The following is an 18159-nucleotide window of genomic DNA, read 5'->3' on the forward strand; positions in this document are numbered from 1 at the left end:
ATTCCATTGACTGCATTGATGGGGCATACGTTCCGTGAATCAACCCACCCCCTATGAAAAGATCGGCGGCGAGGCCGGGGTGCGGGCCCTGACCCGGCGTTTCTATGGCGTGATGCGCGAGCTGCCGACCACCCGTGAGCTGCTGGCCATCCACCGCGACCTGGACGACAGCGAGCAGAAGCTGTTCGAGTTCCTCTCCGGCTGGCTGGGCGGGCCGCAGCTGTTCATGGAGCGCCACGGCCATCCGCGCCTACGCATGCGCCACATGATGGTGGCGGTGGACACCCGGATGCGCGATCAGTGGATGCTCTGCATGCGCCACGCACTGGATCAGACCGTGGAGGATGCGGCCTTCCGCGAGGAACTCTACCAGTCCCTCTGGCGGGTGGCTGACCACATGCGCAACGTCGAGGAGTAGCCCCCGCAAACGACAAGGGCCAGGACAATCGCATGAACCTGTCTCATCGCTCTGAACGCCGATGGAGGAGCGGCGCCCCCGCCGCGACAGGCGTATCGTGCGCAAGCGTCGGCCCGAGGGCGGGCCTCCTACAACCCAACAGAGCGAAGATGCCTCCCCTTGGCATGCTGGATTTTCGCCTTGTGCGAACGCTCCAGCCCTTCAGGCGAGGCCCCTGCAATAAGGGCGCACCCCATGATGCGCCCCGGCGTTTGGTTAACGTGGCAGGGTTACTTGATCGGCAGGCGTGCATTCAACGGCTGGACCGGGCGGTTGGTGTCGCCGCCCATCAGGGTGCGGAAGCGCTCGACCTGGGCCTTGGAGACCTCCAGAGGCTCGGTCATCACCAGCCAGGTCACGCCCTCGCTGCACGGCGGGGTGGTCAGCGAACCGCTGTAGCGGTAGTACTCCGGATTCTCCGGCAGCAGGGCCTTGGCGGACACCGTCACACCTTCCACGCTCATCTCCTTGCCCTGCTGGGTCGGCAGGTGGGCCCAGATCGGTGCCAGGGCGGCATTCTCCGCGCCTTCCTTGAACAGCACGCCGACCACGGCCAGGTTGCCATCCTTGTCCTTGTGCACGAAGTGGGCCTCGAGCGGGAAGGACTTGGCCTCCACGGTGTGCTCACTCGGACTATGGAAGTGGAACTGGGCAAGCTGGTAGGCGTGGCCGTTCACGGTGATGGTGGAACCCGGTGCCACGTTCACCTGGACGGTGTGACCGTTGTTGATGAGTTTGAGCGGGCCATCCCTGTAGTCGAACTCGATGCGCTTCAGCTCGGCCTCAGCCACGTTGGAGAGGTCGATGGGTGACTGGTTCTTGCCCGCCGAGCAGGTGGCGAATTCGGCGGCGATCTTGCCCCAGTATTCCGGTCCCTCGTGACCGTGGTAGGACCAGTGCGGGGCGTGGCTGTCGGCCAGTGCGACGGCAGAACAGAATCCGAAGACGGCCGCGCCCACGGCCGTGGAAAGGGACTTCATCATGCTTCGATTTCCTTGAGTTGATCGAGGCCTGCCACCCAGAGGGGCAAGGCGGCGGGCAGTATCAGCCGCCCCCCATGACAAGAAAATTAGAATGATCTAATCCTACCCACGGTATGACTAATCAGCCCGCGCGCATGGCCTCATTCACCTCGGCAAAGTCACGGCACCAGCGGTGGGCGGCGGCCTGGCTGGACATCGGCTCGCCCTGGCGGGCAAGGCCGAGCACGCGCATGCCGGCGGCGCGGGCCGCATCCAGCTCGGCGGGCATGTCGGAGAGGAACAGGATTGCGGCGGGCGGAAGCTCCAAGGCCTCGGCAATCAGACGGTAGGACTCTGCCTCGCGCTTGCTTCCGAGGGTGGTGTCGAAATAGCCGGAGAACAGCGGGGTCAAATCGCCTGCGTCGGAATGGGCGAACAGCAGCTTCTGCGCCTGCACCGAGCCCGAAGAGTAGACGTACAAGCGGATGCCTTCATCATGCCAACGGCGCAGCCACTCGACCGCGTCCGGGTACATGTGACCGGTGAAGTCGCCGTGGCGGTACCCCTCCTCCCACAGCATCCCTTGCAGGGCCTTGAGCGGGGTGATCTTGCGGTCCTCGTCGATCCACTCGACCAGATGGAGGATGGCCTCCTCCAGCGGGATGTGGTCGTCCCCCACCTCACGCCCGACGGCCTCGATCTGCTCCCTCACCTCCGGCCGGTCGGCGTTCTGGCGCACAAAGTCGGCGATGCGCCCGCGGGCATAGGGGAACAGCACCTTGTGCACGAAGTCGATGCTGGAGGTGGTGCCCTCAATGTCGGTGACGATGGCCTGGATGTTCATGGCATGGCCTCCAGTTTGGGGAAGGTCTGGTCGATGCCACTGCCGGTGAAGTGCCCCACCCAGCCCTCCGGGGTGGTGAAGAAGCGGATGCACTTGAAGCTCGGCCGCTCGCCCATGTCGAACCAGTGGGTCACCCCTGCGGGCACGGAGATCAGATCACCTTGGGTACAGAGCATGGCGTAGACCTTGCCATCGGCGTGCAGGTAGAACATGCCCTGCCCGTCGACGAAGAAGCGCACCTCGAAGTCATCGTGGGTGTGCTCGGCCAGAAACTTGGCGCGGAACTCGTCCTTCTGCGGATGATCGGGACGCAGGCTGACCACGTCCACGGACTGGAAGCCATATTCCCGGTTCAGGCGCTCGACATCGTCGCGGTAGGCCGCGAGCACCGCCTCCTGACCGGCATCGGCGGCCAGCGGCACACTCGCCTCCCATTGTTCGAACCGCACCCCGATCGCAGCAAGCTCGCGGGCGATGTCGGCGGCCTCGGTGTAGATCGCAAGCGGCGCCTCGGGACGATTCTCAGCAAAGATACGTAGCAAGGACATCATCCCCTCCCTCAAGGATGCGCTGAGCAAATGACTCCCCCTCCCCCTTGAAGGGGGAGGGGCTGGGGGAGAGGGTGATAAGCCGTTGAAAATCCGCCCCCCTCTCCCTAACCCTCCCCCACCAGGGGGGAGGGAACGGGCCGTATTCCAGATTTTTCAGCATTTTCTCAACCAAAGCTCACATTCAAGCAGGAATTCCAGCGCCTCGACGTGGCGCACGGCGTCCTCCACCGTGGCGCCCCAGGTGTACAGCCCATGTCCCTCGATGAGGTACCCCACCGGCAGGCCGTGGGCGTCGATCCAGGCATCCACCGCCGCGGCCAAGCGCGGGATGTCCTGGTCGTTGGCAAACACGGGCACGGTCAGGGTCGCCTCGTGGCTGTCCACTCCAGGGAAGGCCTTGGCCAGCTCGTAGCCCTCAAGCTCGAGCGCCCCGCAGGTTAAGCGGGAGAGCACGGTCGCGGGCATCGAATGGGTGTGCAGCACGCAGCCGATGGCGGGCTCGCGGGCATAGAGCTGGGTATGCAACAGGGTCTCGGCGGACGGGCGCTTGCCCGCATCCAGTGAGAAGCCGCTTTCGATCGCCACGCGCAGGAAATCATCGGTCGTCAACCGCCCCTTGTGCCGCCCGGACACGGTCAAAAGGCAGCGCGCCTCGTCCAGGCGGGCGGAAAAGTTGCTGCTGGTGGCCGGCACCCAGCCGCGCGAAAAGAAGAAACGGCCGGCCTCGACCAGCGCTTGGGCCCGTTCAAGCTGCAACGTCTCCACGACAGACGACTCCACATTCAAACTGGCCGCAAGCCTACCATAGGCCCCGGGTTAGAATGACCGCCTGATTCGCACCCCGACCGCCCATGAAATTCATCGTCAAACTCTTCGCCGAAATCACCATCAAGAGCGACAGCGTGCGCCGCAAGATGGTGCGCCAGCTCTACCACAACCTGCACACCGTACTGGACGAGGACGCGCCAGGCTCGTGGATCACCCGCCACTGGGACCGGCTGGAGGTGGCGCCCGCACCCGGCCGCGAGGCCGCGATCCGCGCCATCCTCACCCAGACCCCCGGCATTGCCCACGTACTGGAGGCCGAGGAGATCGTCTACGACGGCATGGCAGACCTGGTGGAGAAGGTGGCCCCGCATTATGCCGGGGCTATCGCTGGCAAGCGGTTTCGCTGCAGCACCCAGCGCAGCGGCAAGACCGACTTCACCTCGATCGACATCGACCGCGCCCTGGGCGCACGCCTGCTGGAACTCAGTCCGACCGCCAAGGTCGACCTGCACCATCCCGATGTGGTGGTGCGCATGGCCATCCACGGCCCGCAGGCCTGGCGCATCATCACGCGTCACGAGGGACTGGGCGGCTACCCGCTGGGCGAGCTCGGTGCCGGGCTGTCGCTGATCTCCGGCGGCTTTGATTCGGGGGTCGCCACCTACCTTGCCCTGCGCCGTGGCCTTTTGACCCACTTCTGCCTGTTCCGCCTCGGTGGAGAGACCCACATCCGCAGTGTCCTGCCGCAGGTCTACACCCTCTGGCGCCGCTATGCCCGCTCACACAATCCGCGCCTTGTCATCGTGCCGTTCGAGGGTGTGGTCGAGGCCCTCAAGGCGCACACCGACCCCGGCCTTTTGGGCGTGCTGCTCAAGCGGATGATGTTCAAGGCCGCCGAGCGCGTGGCGCACAAGGCCCGTGCCGGGGCGCTCATCACCGGCGAGAGCCTGGCGCAGGTGGCAAGCCAGACCCTGACCAACCTCAACCGCATCGACAGCGCCATCGACATGCTGGTCATCCGCCCGCTGATCACCATGCACAAGCAGGAGATCATCGCCCAGGCCGAGAGGATCGGCCTCGCCCACCACGCCGCCTGCACCCCCGAATACTGTGGCGCGCTGATCGAGCGGCCGCACGCCTCTGCCTCCGCGGGCGCGATCGACAAGGCCGAGGCGGCCTTCCCCTGGGAAGTACTCGACCAGGCCCTGGAGGCCGCCGAGGTCCTGCTCGTGCGCAATATCCCCGAGCGCGCCACCCGCACCACCAGCCTCCCCATCGTCCACGAGCCGGGCGACGGCCTGGTCGTCGACCTGCGCGATGCAGCCGAGGCCGCAGGCCACCCCCGCCCCGAGACGGCCCTCGCCCTGCCCTACGCTCAGCTCGACGAGCGGCTGCACGAGCTGCCGAAGGACCGCAGGCTGATGCTCTACTGCACGCGCGGCCTGCTCTCCGCCGTCGCGGGCGAGCGCCTGCGCGAGACGGGTTTCGACGTGGCGATTTACCGCCCCGGCGAATGAATCAACGCTTGCGGGTGTCGAACGCCGCCCGCAGCCCCTCGCCGATGAAGATCAGCAGGACCAAGAGCCCCACCAGCACGCCGAAGGCGGAGAGCGACAGCCACCAGGCCTCGATGTTCTCCTTGCCCTGGGAGAGGATCTCCCCAAGACTCGGGGTGGTCGGCGGCACGCCAAGCCCCAAAAAGTCGAGGCTGGTCAGGGCGAGGATCGCACCGGACAGACGGAACGGCAGGAAGGTCAGCACCGGCGTCATGGCGTTCGGCAAAAGGTGGCGCCACATGATCGCCCCATCCGACACGCCCAACGCCCGCGCGGCGGTGACGTATTCGAGGTTGCGCCCGCGCAGGAACTCGGCACGCACATAGTCCGACAGCCCCATCCAGCCGAACAGCGAGAGCAGGATCAACAGCAGCCAGATGCTGGGGGTGAAGATCGAGCTGAAGATGATCAAGAGATACAACTCTGGCATCGAGCCCCACACCTCGATGAAGCGCTGGAAGGCGAGATCGAAGCGCCCACCAAGGTAGCCCTGCAGGGCCCCGGTCAAAAGGCCGAGGACCAACCCCACCGCGGTCAACGCCAGACCGAACAGCACCGACAGGCGGAAGCCGTAGATCAGGCGCGCCAGCACATCGCGCCCGCGGTCGTCCGTGCCCAGCCAGTGGTCACTCGATGGCGGCGCGGGGTTGGGGTGGTCGGTGTAGTAATTGATGCTGCTGTAGCCGTACGGGATGGGCGCGCGCAGCATCCAGTTGCCGCCGCGGGTCAGCTGCTCGATCACGAACGGGTCGTGGTAGTCCGCCTCGGTCTCGAACTCGCCGCCGAAGGTCGTCTCCGGGTAGGTCTTGAGGAGGGGCACGTACAACTCGCCCTGGTAGCTGACCACGAGGGGCTTGTCGTTAGCGATCAGCTCGGCAAACAGGCTTGCGCCGAACAGACCGAGGAAGATCCACAGGCTCCAGATGGCGCGCCGATTGGCGCAAAAGCGCTGCCAGGCGCGGCGCCCGGGGGTTTGGGCAGCAACCACGGTATCGCTCATGTCAACGCTCCAACGCACCGAACTGGATGCGCGGGTCCACCCAGGCGTAGGAGAGATCGGTCAAAAGTTTCGCCACCAGCCCGAGCAGGGTGTAGATGTACAGGGTGCCGAGCACCACCGGATAATCCCGCTGCAACACCGCTTCATACGACAGAAGCCCCAGGCCATCGAGCGAGAACAGGGTCTCGATCAGCAGGCTGCCGGTGAAGAAGGCACCGATGAAGGCTGCGGGGAAGCCGGTCACCAGCGGAATCACCGCGTTGCGGAACACATGGCCGTACAGCACCTGGTTCTCAGACAACCCTTTGGCGCGTGCGGTCAGCACGTACTGCTTGCGGATCTCCTCCAGGAAGCTGTTCTTGGTCAGCAGAGTCATGACCGCGAAGTTGCCGACCACCATCGCGGTCACCGGCAGCGCCATGTGCCACAGATAGTCACCAATGCGCGCCGGCCAGGAGAGCTCGTCCCAGTGATCCGACACCAGCCCACGCAGGGGGAAAACGTCCCAGAAACTGCCACCGCCAAACAAGACCAGCAGGAACAGACCGAGGACGAAACCCGGGATGGCGTAACCCACCAGCAGCAGGGTCGTGGTCCAGACATCGAACGGCGTGCCGTCGCGCACGGCCTTGCGCACCCCAAGCGGGATGCTGATCAGGTAGGTCAGCAGGAAGGTCCACATCCCCAGGCTGATCGACACCGGCAGCTTGCTCGCCATGAGTGCAAGCACGTCCTGATGCTGGAAATAGCTCTCGCCGAGGTCGAAGGTGAGGTAGTTACCCAGCATGGCGAGGAAGCGCTCATAGGCCGGCTTATCGAAGCCGTAGAAGGCGCGAATCTCCGCCAGCCGCTCCTCATCCAGTCCCTGTGCCCCGCGGTACATGCCCTCCGCGCCGACGCTCGCCTCGCCGCCCTCACGTCCGCCGTGCTGGAGCTGGTGGACCAGCTGCTCGACCGGACCGCCCGGCACGAACTGGGTCACCGCGAACGTGATGAGCAGCACCCCAAACAGGGTGGGGATCATCAGCAGCAGACGCTTGAGGATGTAGTGGGCCATCACTTTGCCCCCTCACCTACAGGTCGGCGCTCCTCCGTGATGTGCCCTCCGCAGCGCAGGAAGCAGGCCTCATACGGCGGCTGGCAGCCGCAATCCTTGCGGCAGGCTACGCGCGCACGGGCGGTCTCGCTCGCCAAGGTCGGCGGTCCGGCCGGCGGCTGAGGGGGTGGATCGTACCAGCCATAGAAGGATCGCGGCGCCCAGCACGGGCGGAAGCGGTCGTAGAACCAGTCGTCCTGCCAGACATTCAAGCGCCAGAACAGGAGCTCGGTGCGGTACTGCTCCATGGCCGCAGCGTAGGCCTCCAGGGCCTTGGGCAGGTTCTCCCGCGCCCGTACCTCGGCCTGCGCCTCGCAGGCATCCCGCTCGGCCTTGCAGCGCGCCTGGCAGGCGGCGAGCTCGGCCTCGCAGTTTTTCAGGCAAGACTGCCCAGCGACGTCCGTGGGGGGGTGGTAATGCTTGACCACGACCGTCTGCGGGGCGCAGGCGGCCAGCAGGGTGGGCAATACGAGTAACCCTAATCTAATCATCATCCCCTCTTGCTGGGATCAAGCGGCTTCAGACGGGGCAACCCCCAGCGCTCGCGCACGCGGTCGCAGGCCGAGTCCGGTTCCGGGTCGTCCAAGGCCATTAGAAACTCACGGCAGGGCGAGGGGCGGTTTTCGTAGATGGCACAGGAGGTGAAGTCCCCCACCTCGCCCTGCAAGGCGACACAACGCGGCTCGGGGCGGTTGGTGCCCTTCATCACGGCACGGAAGTCGTTGAGCTTCTCGGTAAGCTCTGGCGGTACGCAGCCACCCGCCGCCGGCTCGGCCTCCGTCCAGTAGAAACTGACCCGGAAGGTGGAGCAGCAGGCGCCGCAGCTCAGACAGGGGTTGGTGTGGGTCTCGGTCATGGCTTATGCCACCAAGTCTTGAGTACCCAGGGTTCAGCCTCGAAATAGCGCGGCAACACCGAAGGTCTGCCGAACCGGTCCCAATAGGCGATGCGGTGCTCGCCAATATACCAGTTGGGGACCAGGTAATGCCCCCACAAGAGCACCCGATCCAGCGCGCGTGCCGCGGTCACCAGGCTTTTGCGATCCTTCGCGTAAACGACCTTCTCGACCAGCGCATCAACCACCGGGTCCTGCACCCCCATCGCGTTGTTCGAGCCCTCGCGGTCCCGGCTTGCGGAGTGGAACATGTTGAACAGCTCGTTGCCCGGCGACTGCGACTGACCGAACACCTCAATCACCGCGTCGAAGTCGAAGGTATCCACCCGCCGCTGGTACAGGGCCGCATCAATGGTGCGGTAGTCCGCCTGGATGCCCAGCTTGCGCAGATTGTAGACATACGGCGCCATGATCCGCTCGAAGCCCTTCTGCCCAAGCAGGATCTCGAACCGGAACGGCCTACCCTCGGCATTCACCAGCACCCCATCGCGCACCCGCCACCCGGCCTCCTCCAGCAAGTGCTTGGCGCGGATCAGATTGGCACGCAGCTGCGCTGCATCCCCAGCCACGGGCGGCTTGAATTCGCGGGTGAAGACCTCAGGCGGCACCTGGTCACGGTAAGGCTCCAGCAGGGCCAGCTCCTCGCCCTGCGGCAAGCCCCGTGCGGCCAACTCGCTGTTGCTGAAGTAGCTGTCACAGCGGGTGTACTGACCGTAGAACAGGTTACGGTTGGACCACTCGAAATCCATCGCAAGCCCCAAGGCTTCGCGTACGCGGCGGTCCTGAAACAGGACGCGGCGGGTGTTGAACACCACCCCCTGCATCCCCGCATTGTTGTGGTGCGGAATGGTGGCCTTGATGATCTCGCCACTGGCATAGCGCGGCCCCTCGTGGTCACGCGCCCAGCGTTTGGAGTGGTTCTCGTAGAAGAACTCGAATTCCCCCGCCTTGAATGCCTCAAGCGAGACGGTGCGGTCCTTGTAGTATTTGAAGGTGATGCGGTCGAAATTGAACATACCGCGCCGCACGGGCAAGTCTTGGGCCCAGTAGTCGGGGTTGCGCCGGTAGCGGATCTGCTTGCCCCAATCAAACGATTCGACCAGGTACGGCCCGCTGCCCACCGGGGCCACCCGCGCGAGCTGGTCGAAGGCCCGGCCCGCCACCCACTTCTCGGACAGCACCGGCATCTCACCGAGAATCAGATGCAGCTCCGGATTGGTGCGCTTGAAGACGAAGCGCACGGTGCGTGTATCCAGCACCTCCGCCCGCTCCACGTCCGCCCAATAGAAACGGTACATGGGATGGGCCAGCGTCGAGCGCAGGGTATCAAAGGAAAACTTCACATCCTGGGCCGTGACCGGCATGCCATCCGAAAAACGCGCCTGCGGGCGCAGGCGGAAGGTCACCGACAAACCATCGTCCGCCAGGCTCACGTCCTCCGCCAGCAAACCGTACATCGAGAAAGGCTCATCCAGGCTTTTCTCCAGCAGGCTCTCGAACACCAGCACCCCCAGCCCTGCGGCCGACAACCCCTTGAGCAGAAAGGGGTTGAGCGAATCGAAACTACCGAAGGCCGACATCAGGAGCTCGCCACCCTTGGGCGCATCCGGATTGACGTACTTGAAATGAGTGAAGTCCGCCGGATAGGCCGGCTCGTAACCAAGGGCCAAGGCCGGGGCAGCATGAGATGGGGCCTGGACGATGAGCAGAGCCAGCAAGAGTGCGGCGGCCAGGCGGCGGAGGAGTGCTATCATGCGCAGGATTAAATCATAATCTGAGGAGTGACAGCATGGGCTTTCTTAGCGGCAAGCGCGCCCTGATCGTGGGCCTGGCCAACGACCGTTCCATCGCCTACGGCATCGCCAAGGCCATGCACCGCGAAGGCGCGGAACTGGCCTTCACCTACCTGAACGACCGGTTCAAGGAGCGCGTGGAAAAATACGCCGCTGAGTTTGGCGCCAAGATCATCCTGCCGCTGGATGTGAGCGTAGATGAACAGATCGACGCCCTCCCCGGCCTGCTCGGCCAATACTGGGACGGCCTCGACATCCTCGTCCACTCCGTCGCCTTCGCCCCGAAGGAGCAGCTGGCCGGCGACTACGTCGACAACACCACCCGCGAAGGGTTCCGCATTGCCCACGACATCAGCTCCTGGAGCCTGACCGCGCTGGCCAAGGTGCTGCGCCCGATGATGAAAGACCGCGAGGATGCCTCCATCCTCACCCTCTCCTACCTCGGCGCGGAGCGCGCCATGCCCAACTACAACGTCATGGGCGTGGCCAAGGCCAGCCTCGAGGCCAACGTGCGCTACATGGCCGCGAGCCTCGGGCCGGACAACATCCGCGTCAACTCCATCTCCGCCGGCCCGATCAAGACGCTGGCCGCCTCTGGCATTGGCGAATTCAAGATGTTCCTCGACTACGTCGAGCGCAATGCCCCGCTGCGCCGCAACGTCACCATCGACGATGTCGGCAACACCGCCGCTTTCCTTGCCTCCTACCTTGCGCGCGGCATCACCGGCGAAAACATCTACGTCGATTCCGGCTATTTCATCACCGGCATGGGGCGGTGTGACTAAGGGCGAAACTCAGCCCCGAAATAAAAAACCAGCCGCCCGGCGGGTTTTTTCATCAGGCCGTTGAAGCAAAGAGAGGAAACCTTTCTTCAACGCGCTTGATCCCTCCTCTTACCAGGCCGTTGAAAAGAGTTTTTCAAGGGCCTGGTAAGTGACCAAGCTAAAAAAAGACCCGCACAAGGCGGGTCGGGTTCGGTCCATGTAAGACCTTATTGTAGCAACGGCTCTCACCCCGGATGGCTACAGTGGGATTTATTTTAACTGAGGAGAAGACCTAATGGAACGGGGGTGGCGGCGACCAGCGCCGCCGCCACCTTTTCGCTGATGATGCCGAAGATTGCCGCCAGCTCGTCGCAGCGGCCCTCGAACTGCGCCTCGCCCAACGCGGCGATTGGATACACGTTTGTGTATCCATATGCTAAAGTGCCGCCAAGTTGAGCAAAGACGCTGGCCTCCGTATCCGTGTTGAAAAGGAACTCCGCGAGGGGTTCCAGCGGGCTTGCCTGGCTGAAAACAGGCATGCGTCCGAAGTGCTGCGCGAATTCATGCAGGCATTCGCTCACCGGCATCAAGGCGGCTTGCAGCCAGATATGTTCACGGCACCAGCAGCCAGGAAGCCACGCCAATCAATCAAGAGAAAATCAAAATGAGCCAATTCGCTTCACTGGAAATGTGCGCGGGGGCAGGCGGACAGGCCCTCGGCCTGGAAATGGCGGGCTTCAACCATTGCGCACTTGTCGAGCTAGAACCGGCTGCTTGCGCAACGCTGCGGCTCAACCGCCCGGCCTGGAACGTCATCGAGGGCGACTTGCGCCTGTTCAGCGGCACTCCTTACAAGGGCATCGACCTGGTGGCCGGCGGCGTCCCATGTCCTCCATTCTCCAAGGCTGGCAAGCAGCTTGGTGCAAATGATGAACGCGACCTGTTCCCCGAGGCAATCCGCCTAGTCGATGAGTGCCGTCCTCAAGCAGTGATGCTTGAGAACGTGCGCGGCCTTCTTGATGCGGTCTTTGACGACTACCGGAACAAGGTCGAAAGGCAGCTCAAGAAGCTGGGTTATGTGCCTGGATGGCGGCTGCTCAATGCCTCGGACTATGGCGTTTCCCAACTCCGGCCCCGTGTGGTGTTCGTAGGCATCCGCAAAGAATTGGCCTCAGGCTTCTCATGGCCCGAACCCCTCAAGACTAAACCGCCGACGGTGGGCGATCTGCTGCACGATCTCATGAAGGCCAACGGCTGGCGCGGCGCTGACCGCTGGCGCGAACAGGCCAACACCATTGCCCCGACCCTGGTCGGTGGCTCCAAGAAGCACGGCGGGCCAGATCTAGGGCCAACGCGGGCAAAGCGTGCGTGGGCATCCTTGGGAGTGGACGGCCATGGCGTGGCCGACGACGCGCCTGATCGTGATTTTGTAGGCATGCCGCGCCTGACGCCACGCATGACGGCACGGATTCAGGGCTTCCCGGATGACTGGCAGTTCTCCGGCCGCAAGACGGCCGCCTATCGCCAGATTGGCAACGCCTTCCCGCCGCCGGTCGCTGCGGCTGTGGCCCGGCAAATCTTCGCGGCCCTGGCCGTCAAGCGCATTTTCAAGGTGGCGTGATGACGACGGCCGCCGACTTCGCCGAAGCCCGCAAGGCGTTCCATGCCTCGCTGCTGGAATCAACCTTGACCATCAACAGTGACGGAGTGGTCAGCAACGCGGACAGCAGCAACACGACGAGCAAGGCGATTGCCAGGGGCATTGCCGATCTGCTCAAAGCCGAAACCATCGGGGAGCGAATCGCGGGCCAGACCTCGGGCAACCAGTTCGAGGGCATGTGCGCGACCTTCGTGCGAGAAACCTTCCTCAAGCTGGGGCACCTGCGCCCCGGCATCTGGGACGTGCATCAAGTCTGCGGCCGCAACCGCCTGGAAATCGCCCGGTATGATCAATACGCGCACCTGGTCGCCCTTGACCGGGCCGCCAAGGCCGATGCCGAACTGGCCGCCGCCCTCGGAAGCGACTACACCATCACGCCGGATATTGTGGTCGTGCGCGACACTGAGGACGACAGCGCCATCAATGCGTCGGCGTGCCTGGTCGATGACAGCGTGACCACGCTTGCCAGCCTGCGGAAGAAAAACGGCGGCCTGCCGCTGCTGCATGCAAGCATTTCCTGCAAGTGGACGATCCGCAGCGACCGGGCGCAAAACGCCAGATCGGAAGCGTTGAACCTTGTGCGAAACCGCAAAGGCCGCCTGCCTCATATCGTGGTCGTCACGGCAGAGCCGACACCGAGCCGCCTGGCCTCGATCGCCCTGGGCACCGGGGACATTGATTGCGTGTATCACTTCGCCCTGTATGAGCTGCAAGCCACGGTAGAAGCCTTGGGCATGACCGACGCGGCCGACATGCTGGCCGTGATGGTCGATGGCAAGCGCCTGAAGGACATTTCAGACCTGCCGCTTGACCTGGCCGTGTGAGGTATTGCAGCCGGGTCGGCGAGCTGCTGTATGGGAAATAACCGCCGTCGCTTCCGCAGACATCCCCGTGCCAGGATGGGTGAAGCCTCGCTAACTCCGGGCGTCTGGTCCTGTCCAGCCCGGTTTCGCTCACGACGGCGGCATCTCAGTATAGTCTACCCCGCCAGCGCGGCAAACCGCGTGTATGAGTCCACCACCTTTGGCACTCAGGTTGGTGTTGGAGGAGGAAGGATAGAGGGGTTTGTTGGCCGAGTCGATGGTGGGGACGCCAGGCGTTGTAGAAGATGAGCCAATCGGCGAGTTTTTGGTTGAAGAGGGCCAGGTCGGTAGAGCCAAGTCTTCGTGATCGTCGACGAAGGACTCCTGGAGGGTGCGGTTGAAGCGTTCGGCGTGGGCGTTCATTTTGGGTGTCTTGGGGTAGGTATACCAACGCGAAATCTGTCGGGCGGCGAGGGTTTGGGCGAAGCCTGCTTTGAACTCGGAGCCGTTGTCCGAGAGCAGCACATCGGGCTTGTTGGGAAGCACGTCCAGCACAGCGGCAAGCGCAGCCTGGGTGTGGCGTGTGGCTTTGTTGGGCAGGGCAACGGCCAGCGCAAAGGCGCTGGCGGGGTCAATGAAGGGAAACACTGAATCATTCAGCGTTTCCCGTTTGGGGCAGGATGCCCCAACGCGAATAACGCGTTCTGTCGTTGATTCGCGGAGTCCGTCGCGGACATGTGCCGCGACGAGACGCGCTGAAAAAATCCATAGATGGATTTTTTCAGCATTTCCGAAGGTGACGAGGTAGCGTTTGAGTCCATCGCGCACGCGCTCGATGGTGTCCACGGCCAGGCACTGCAGGGCGGTGGTGCGAGCGCCTTTGGGCTTTCTGGGTTTGGGCGAGCGCTTGAGGGGTTTGGGACGACCGCGAGCATCGAGCCTTTGGGGGACCAGGCGCATCTTGTCCGGTGCCCGGGCAATGATCCGGCCAAGGGTGGAGACCGAAGGCAGCGGGATGCCATGGACCTCACACCAAGGGGCCAGCAGAACGGACAGCTTTTCCTTGCCCAGATTGGGGTAAGTGGTACGCAGCCGTCTGATCTCGGCCACAAGCCTAGGGTCGGCGGTTGGAGTCCTCTTGCGCTTGGGCGCCGAGGAGCGGGGAATGAGCGCGGCTGGGTTGCCGCCGCTCTCCCGCAAGGCCTTCTTCCAGCGGTAGAGGGTTCTGCGGGAGACGCCGAAGGCGTCCACCGTGGCGGCCAAGCCCGTGCTTGTCGAAAAACGTGAGGATCTTGAGTCGTTCTTGGGCTTCTTTCGGAGTCATCTCCCAAAGATGCCCGAGCTGGGCTACCCGGTAAAACCCCCTGACTTGGTCACCGATGTATTGAACTCGCATGGCCCTCCTTCCTCGGTAAAGGAGTGCCAAAGGTTTCTGAACTTATGCAGTTCGGGCTGGACAAGCGCGGGCGCAAGGTGCCATGGGGTGATGTGCCGGCGCGGCCGTTTTTTCCCGTGACGCGGGATGGCAGGTTTTACGACGACTCGGCGCGCGCGCTGGTGCTGGAGACAATCCGGAAGTACCTGGAGGATAAAGGTGAAGGTTGAAATCTCGCTGATCGTCAACAGGGACGAAAAGCTCTCATATCTCAGCAAGCGGGCCACGGCGCTGAAAGACGAAGGGAAGATCAATGAGGCTGTCGCGTGCCTGCGCGAGGCGCAGAAACACATGCGCAAATCCAACTTCTCCCACCCGGCCCAACAGTGGTGCCGGCTGCCTCTTTTCTTGCAGATGGCCGGGCGCTTCGACGAGGCGATGGCCGAGTTCCACAGGCTGCTCGCCGAGTTGGACAAAAGGATGCTCAAGGAGTACGCGCATTTGCCAGAGGAGATCGCACTCTCGTGCGGGTATACCGAGAGGGCTGTGATTTACGACAAGATGCGCTTGGCCTGCAAGCGCGAGAAACGCAAAGAGGAGGCCGAAAAGTGGGCCGCGCTCTCGCAGGAGATGGAACGCAAGGCGGAGGAGGCCATGTCGATCAGCGACAGATTCCACGAGGAACGATCGCGCGCCTTCCGCGATGCGCAGGAACAATTCCGGGCCGGCGACCGCGGCGCGCTCGACAGGTTCTTTGAACGATACCCGCAGCGGTACCGGTGATCCTGGACACCATCGCCCACTACCTTGCCGATACGGGCCACTGAAAACCTCCGGCGCGTTTTAAGGCCCGTAGAGCGATTTTTTTCTCATGCGGGCTACCCTGATATAGGCCATCCATAAAAAACGCAACAGCGTTCCTCTACGTGCCGAGTGAACGGGTGTAAACGCGATATTCCCGTCTACGCTCGCCGCACGCCATGAAAACATCCTGTCTGAACCTCCTCGGTCTGTGTAAGAAAGATCGCCCCGACCATCATGGTCGGCATGATCTGCAGCACTCCTCATATCGCCGTCGATCACGCCGCCGCGCAGCGCGGGCAGGCCGTGGCGCGCGATGCTTTTTCCGTCGACATCCTCCCTGCCTCAGCCACTGACGTGGCCTTGAACCCGCCGGAGTGGGTGCACCTCATTCCGGCGGGCGTTTTTTCAGGCCGGGATGGGCGCGGGCCGTACCGGCTGGATGCGCGGGCCGTGCTCGATGCCTTTTCAAGGCACGGGGCCGACCTTCCGGTGGACTACGAGCACCAAAGCCTGGAGGCCGAGGCCAAGGCCGGGCCGGTGCCCGCTGCCGGGTGGATCAAGGAACTTTCCGCGCGCGAAGACGGCATCTGGGCGCGAGTGGAATGGACGCCTGCCGCCGCGCAGCACCTGATCAATAAAGAGTACCGCTACCTCTCTCCGGTGTTCCGCTTCGACAAACGCACGGGCCGCGTTGTCGCCCTGGACGGCGCGGGCCTGACCCACAACCCCAACCTCTATCTCAAGGCCGCTGCCGCACGAAAGGAGACCCACGCCGTGGAAGACAACATCCTCGAACGCCTTATTGCCATGCTCAATCTGCCGGTGAAGGCCACTGCCGACGACATTGTAGCCATCCGGGGTGAGAGAGGGAGCTACAACGCCGCGACCGAACATGCGGGGTCTTCAGTCGGCCCGCATCAGAGATCCTGGCGCTGGGTGATCTCGGCCCGTGCCCGCAGATGGGCGATGAAGGCAGACAGCTCGCCCATGCCGACGTTCTGACGCAGCTCCTCGCGGATAGCGAGGCGCTCCGCCTCATCGAGTGCCGCGGGGTCGCCATCCTTGACCGACAGCACGCGCACCACAGCCATGTCGCCATTGCCCAGACGGACGCTGCCGACCAGCGGGGCATCGGCCGTGGGGCGGCCGATGGAGAATGCTGCACGGCGGATGGCCGGATCGACCTCGTCCGCGCCCAAACGCTTGAGCTCGCCGGCAAAGCCACGCTCGGCACCAACCTGGCGCAGGGCCTCGTCGACGGCCTCGGCCATGGAGAGTGCCTTGCGCAGGCGGGCCGCATCCGCTTCGATCAGACGGGCAAGCTCCTGCTCGACCACGCGGCGCTGGACCTCGGCACGGACCGTCTCAAACGGCTGGTCCGCCGCAGCCTGGTGCTCCGCCACGCGGATGACCGCCACCTGGTTGCCGGAAAGATCGATCAGGTCGCTGTTGCGCCCCTGCTCCAGCACCTCAGGCGTGAACGCGGCGGCGCGCAGCTTGGGATTCGCGCCCACACCCTCGCCTTGGTCGCGGGTCACCCAACCGCTGGCCTGGACCTTGAGGCCCAGCGCCTCGGCCGCCGGGGCAAGGCTGTCCGGCTGCTCGTAGGCGAGCGTCGCCAGGCGGTCGGCCAGGTCATGGAAACGCTCCTCGGCCATGCGCTGGGCCGCGTCGACCAGCATGGCCTGACGCACTTCGTCCAGCGGCTTCGGCTTGGCCTTTTCGATGTGTTCGAGCTTGATCAGGTGCCAGCCGAAGTCGGTCTGCACAGGTGCGCTGATCTCCCCCTCCTTGAGTGCGAACAGGGCCTTCTCGAACGGTTCGACCATCATCCCGCGCTCCACCAGACCGAGCTCGCCACCCTGCCCGGCCGAGCCCGGGTCCTGGGAGTACTGCTTCGCCAGGGCGGCGAAGTCCTCGCCCCCGGCCAGCCGCTCGCGCAGCGCCTCGGCCTGCTTGCGCGCGGCCTCCATGTCGCCGCCCGCGGGCGGGGTGATCAGGATGTGGCGTGCCTCGCGGCGCTCGCGCTGCGCTTCGCGCGCGAGATAGTCCTCGTAGGCCTGGCGAATGTCCTCCTCGCTCGGCTTCATGCTGGCCGCAAGCTCATCCACCGACAGGGCAATGTAGTCCAGGCGCACCCGTTCCGGGCGGCGGAAGTCCTGCATGTGCTCCTTGAAATAGGCCTGAAGCTGGGCCTCGTCGGGCTGGATACCCGCGCGGCGCGGCGCGGCCGGGAGGGTGTAGACCTCAACCTCGCGCGTCTGCCCGCGCAGGCGCAGGAAGGCCTCCAGGTTGGCCGCAACGTCGAAGGCGCTGAGGGCGATGCCGCGCTGCAACTGGTCGAGGACAAGATCCTGGCGCACCTCGTGCTCGAAGGTCAGCGGAGTCTGCCCCTGCAACCCCAGCACCTGCTCGTAGCGCGCCTGGCTGAACACCCCGTTCTCCTGGAACGCCGGCACACCGCGCAGCACCGCGGCGAGTTCCGCATCGCTCACGCGCAGGCCCTGCTTGTGCGCCCACTGGCGCAGGACCTCGCGCAGGATCAGACCGTCCAGCACCTGGCGCTTGAGACCCAAGCCTTCGAGCATGTCCGGCGGGACGGTACCGCCGAAGGCCTGCGCCAGGCGCTGACGTTCCTGGTTGTAGGCCTGCTCGAAGGCGCGCGGGGTGATGTCCTGTCCATTGACGGTGGCCACCGGCGCATCGCTGCCCCCGCGGAAATACTCACCGATCCCCCACAGCACGAAGGGGATACTGATGAGGCCCACGATGGCATAGGCAATCCAGCCGGAGAGGCGGTCACGGAGATTCATCAACATGGCAGGACACTC

The 18159-nt window shown here is 64.2% G+C and carries 20 protein-coding genes; 8 read left to right on the forward strand and 12 right to left on the reverse strand.

Features of this window, described 5'->3' with window-relative positions:
- The first annotated feature begins 34 nt into the window (after positions 1 to 34).
- Entirely contained in the window at positions 35 to 418 is a 384-nt protein-coding gene (locus V6D91_RS07660) for a group II truncated hemoglobin (protein ID WP_347319240.1), read from the forward strand.
- Positions 419 to 687: 269 nt separating this feature from the next.
- Here V6D91_RS07660 and V6D91_RS07665 read toward each other — a convergent pair whose 3' ends face one another.
- The 4 genes from V6D91_RS07665 to V6D91_RS07680 all read right to left on the reverse strand — a co-directional run bounded on the left by V6D91_RS07665 (position 688) and on the right by V6D91_RS07680 (position 3579).
- Entirely contained in the window at positions 688 to 1440 is a 753-nt protein-coding gene (locus V6D91_RS07665) for a carbonic anhydrase family protein (RefSeq protein ID WP_347319242.1), read from the reverse strand.
- 121 nt (positions 1441 to 1561) lie between these two features.
- Positions 1562 to 2263 carry an acireductone synthase gene (gene mtnC / locus V6D91_RS07670; RefSeq protein ID WP_347319243.1) on the reverse strand — a complete coding sequence of 234 codons (702 nt, stop codon included), beginning with the start codon at positions 2261 to 2263 and terminating at the stop codon, positions 1562 to 1564.
- Positions 2260 to 2811 carry an acireductone dioxygenase gene (locus tag V6D91_RS07675; RefSeq protein ID WP_347319245.1) on the reverse strand — a complete coding sequence of 184 codons (552 nt, stop codon included), beginning with the start codon at positions 2809 to 2811 and terminating at the stop codon, positions 2260 to 2262. The genes mtnC and V6D91_RS07675 overlap by 4 nt, the downstream gene beginning before the upstream one ends.
- Before the next feature lie 156 nt (positions 2812 to 2967).
- Positions 2968 to 3579: a methylthioribulose 1-phosphate dehydratase gene (locus tag V6D91_RS07680; RefSeq protein ID WP_347319247.1), complete on the reverse strand. Its 612-nt coding sequence runs from the start codon at positions 3577 to 3579 to the stop codon at positions 2968 to 2970.
- A gap of 86 nt (positions 3580 to 3665) precedes the next feature.
- Between V6D91_RS07680 and thiI the strand changes: the two genes are divergently transcribed.
- Positions 3666 to 5099, forward strand: a complete 1434-nt coding sequence (thiI, locus tag V6D91_RS07685; RefSeq protein ID WP_347319249.1) for a tRNA uracil 4-sulfurtransferase ThiI — start codon at positions 3666 to 3668, stop codon at positions 5097 to 5099.
- Between the two features lies 1 nt (position 5100).
- Here the strand turns inward: thiI and V6D91_RS07690 are convergent, their stop codons facing one another.
- Genes V6D91_RS07690 through V6D91_RS07710 form a run of 5 tightly spaced genes read right to left on the reverse strand, consistent with a single transcriptional unit; the run spans position 5101 to position 9883 of the window.
- The gene (locus tag V6D91_RS07690; RefSeq protein WP_347319250.1) at positions 5101 to 6138 is read right to left on the reverse strand and encodes an ABC transporter permease; all 1038 of its coding nucleotides are present in this window, start codon (positions 6136 to 6138) and stop codon (positions 5101 to 5103) included.
- 1 nt (position 6139) lies between these two features.
- Positions 6140 to 7195 (reverse strand): microcin C ABC transporter permease YejB, encoded by a 1056-nt coding sequence (yejB, locus tag V6D91_RS07695; protein WP_347319252.1) that lies wholly within the window; start codon positions 7193 to 7195, stop codon positions 6140 to 6142.
- The gene (locus V6D91_RS07700; protein ID WP_347319254.1) at positions 7195 to 7728 is read right to left on the reverse strand and encodes a hypothetical protein; all 534 of its coding nucleotides are present in this window, start codon (positions 7726 to 7728) and stop codon (positions 7195 to 7197) included. Before V6D91_RS07700 ends, yejB begins: the two co-directional genes overlap by 1 nt.
- Complete coding sequence (locus V6D91_RS07705; protein ID WP_347319255.1) at positions 7725 to 8090, reverse strand: YkgJ family cysteine cluster protein; 366 nt, start codon at positions 8088 to 8090, stop codon at positions 7725 to 7727. Before V6D91_RS07705 ends, V6D91_RS07700 begins: the two co-directional genes overlap by 4 nt.
- Positions 8087 to 9883, reverse strand: coding sequence for an extracellular solute-binding protein (locus V6D91_RS07710; RefSeq protein WP_347319256.1), 1797 nt, complete (start codon positions 9881 to 9883; stop codon positions 8087 to 8089). The genes V6D91_RS07705 and V6D91_RS07710 overlap by 4 nt, the downstream gene beginning before the upstream one ends.
- 35 nt (positions 9884 to 9918) lie before the next feature.
- On the opposite strand from V6D91_RS07710, the gene V6D91_RS07715 reads away from it, so the two are divergent.
- Positions 9919 to 10707 carry an enoyl-ACP reductase gene (locus V6D91_RS07715; RefSeq protein ID WP_347319258.1) on the forward strand — a complete coding sequence of 263 codons (789 nt, stop codon included), beginning with the start codon at positions 9919 to 9921 and terminating at the stop codon, positions 10705 to 10707.
- Positions 10708 to 10961: 254 nt separating this feature from the next.
- Here V6D91_RS07715 and V6D91_RS07720 read toward each other — a convergent pair whose 3' ends face one another.
- Positions 10962 to 11273: a hypothetical protein gene (locus tag V6D91_RS07720; RefSeq protein WP_347319260.1), complete on the reverse strand. Its 312-nt coding sequence runs from the start codon at positions 11271 to 11273 to the stop codon at positions 10962 to 10964.
- Between the two features lie 77 nt (positions 11274 to 11350).
- Here V6D91_RS07720 and V6D91_RS07725 point away from each other — a divergent pair, with 77 nt between their 5' ends.
- Together V6D91_RS07725 and V6D91_RS07730 are read left to right on the forward strand one after the other, a co-directional pair.
- The gene (locus tag V6D91_RS07725) at positions 11351 to 12307 is read left to right on the forward strand and encodes a DNA cytosine methyltransferase (protein ID WP_347319261.1); all 957 of its coding nucleotides are present in this window, start codon (positions 11351 to 11353) and stop codon (positions 12305 to 12307) included.
- Positions 12307 to 13170, forward strand: a complete 864-nt coding sequence (locus tag V6D91_RS07730) for an NgoMIV family type II restriction endonuclease (protein WP_347319263.1) — start codon at positions 12307 to 12309, stop codon at positions 13168 to 13170. Before V6D91_RS07725 ends, V6D91_RS07730 begins: the two co-directional genes overlap by 1 nt.
- A gap of 129 nt (positions 13171 to 13299) precedes the next feature.
- Here V6D91_RS07730 and V6D91_RS07735 read toward each other — a convergent pair whose 3' ends face one another.
- Positions 13300 to 14412, reverse strand: coding sequence for a helix-turn-helix domain-containing protein (locus V6D91_RS07735; protein WP_347319265.1), 1113 nt, complete (start codon positions 14410 to 14412; stop codon positions 13300 to 13302).
- Positions 14413 to 14589: 177 nt separating this feature from the next.
- Between V6D91_RS07735 and V6D91_RS07740 the strand changes: the two genes are divergently transcribed.
- The 3 genes from V6D91_RS07740 (at position 14590) to V6D91_RS07750 (ending at position 16330) form a co-directional block, all read left to right on the forward strand.
- Entirely contained in the window at positions 14590 to 14754 is a 165-nt protein-coding gene (locus V6D91_RS07740; protein ID WP_347319267.1) for a hypothetical protein, read from the forward strand.
- On the forward strand, positions 14744 to 15307 hold the full coding sequence (locus V6D91_RS07745) for a hypothetical protein (RefSeq protein ID WP_347319268.1): 564 nt from the start codon (positions 14744 to 14746) through the stop codon (positions 15305 to 15307). Before V6D91_RS07740 ends, V6D91_RS07745 begins: the two co-directional genes overlap by 11 nt.
- A gap of 255 nt (positions 15308 to 15562) precedes the next feature.
- The gene (locus V6D91_RS07750) at positions 15563 to 16330 is read left to right on the forward strand and encodes a phage protease (RefSeq protein WP_347319269.1); all 768 of its coding nucleotides are present in this window, start codon (positions 15563 to 15565) and stop codon (positions 16328 to 16330) included.
- On the opposite strand, the gene V6D91_RS07755 is transcribed toward V6D91_RS07750, so the two are convergent.
- Positions 16246 to 18147, reverse strand: a complete 1902-nt coding sequence (locus V6D91_RS07755) for a SurA N-terminal domain-containing protein (RefSeq protein ID WP_347319271.1) — start codon at positions 18145 to 18147, stop codon at positions 16246 to 16248. The two genes, V6D91_RS07750 and V6D91_RS07755, sit on opposite strands and share 85 nt — an antisense overlap.
- Positions 18148 to 18159 lie beyond the last annotated feature (12 nt).

Origin of the sequence: Thiofaba sp. EF100, assembly GCF_039822285.1 — a bacterium.
Classification (GTDB): Bacteria; Pseudomonadota; Gammaproteobacteria; order Halothiobacillales; family Halothiobacillaceae; genus Thiofaba.

Coding starts and splice junctions, on each gene's coding strand:
- V6D91_RS07665 (WP_347319242.1), bottom strand. CDS start 1,440: ATGATGAAGTCCCTTTCCACGGCCGTGGGCGCGGCCGTCTTCGGATTC.
- mtnC (WP_347319243.1), bottom strand. CDS start 2,263: ATGAACATCCAGGCCATCGTCACCGACATTGAGGGCACCACCTCCAGC.
- V6D91_RS07675 (WP_347319245.1), bottom strand. CDS start 2,811: ATGTCCTTGCTACGTATCTTTGCTGAGAATCGTCCCGAGGCGCCGCTT.
- thiI (WP_347319249.1), top strand. CDS start 3,666: ATGAAATTCATCGTCAAACTCTTCGCCGAAATCACCATCAAGAGCGAC.
- V6D91_RS07690 (WP_347319250.1), bottom strand. CDS start 6,138: ATGAGCGATACCGTGGTTGCTGCCCAAACCCCCGGGCGCCGCGCCTGG.
- yejB (WP_347319252.1), bottom strand. CDS start 7,195: ATGGCCCACTACATCCTCAAGCGTCTGCTGCTGATGATCCCCACCCTG.
- V6D91_RS07700 (WP_347319254.1), bottom strand. CDS start 7,728: ATGATGATTAGATTAGGGTTACTCGTATTGCCCACCCTGCTGGCCGCC.
- V6D91_RS07705 (WP_347319255.1), bottom strand. CDS start 8,090: ATGACCGAGACCCACACCAACCCCTGTCTGAGCTGCGGCGCCTGCTGC.
- V6D91_RS07710 (WP_347319256.1), bottom strand. CDS start 9,883: ATGATAGCACTCCTCCGCCGCCTGGCCGCCGCACTCTTGCTGGCTCTG.
- V6D91_RS07715 (WP_347319258.1), top strand. CDS start 9,919: ATGGGCTTTCTTAGCGGCAAGCGCGCCCTGATCGTGGGCCTGGCCAAC.
- V6D91_RS07720 (WP_347319260.1), bottom strand. CDS start 11,273: ATGCCGGTGAGCGAATGCCTGCATGAATTCGCGCAGCACTTCGGACGC.
- V6D91_RS07725 (WP_347319261.1), top strand. CDS start 11,351: ATGAGCCAATTCGCTTCACTGGAAATGTGCGCGGGGGCAGGCGGACAG.
- V6D91_RS07730 (WP_347319263.1), top strand. CDS start 12,307: ATGACGACGGCCGCCGACTTCGCCGAAGCCCGCAAGGCGTTCCATGCC.
- V6D91_RS07740 (WP_347319267.1), top strand. CDS start 14,590: ATGCAGTTCGGGCTGGACAAGCGCGGGCGCAAGGTGCCATGGGGTGAT.
- V6D91_RS07750 (WP_347319269.1), top strand. CDS start 15,563: ATGGTCGGCATGATCTGCAGCACTCCTCATATCGCCGTCGATCACGCC.
- V6D91_RS07755 (WP_347319271.1), bottom strand. CDS start 18,147: ATGTTGATGAATCTCCGTGACCGCCTCTCCGGCTGGATTGCCTATGCC.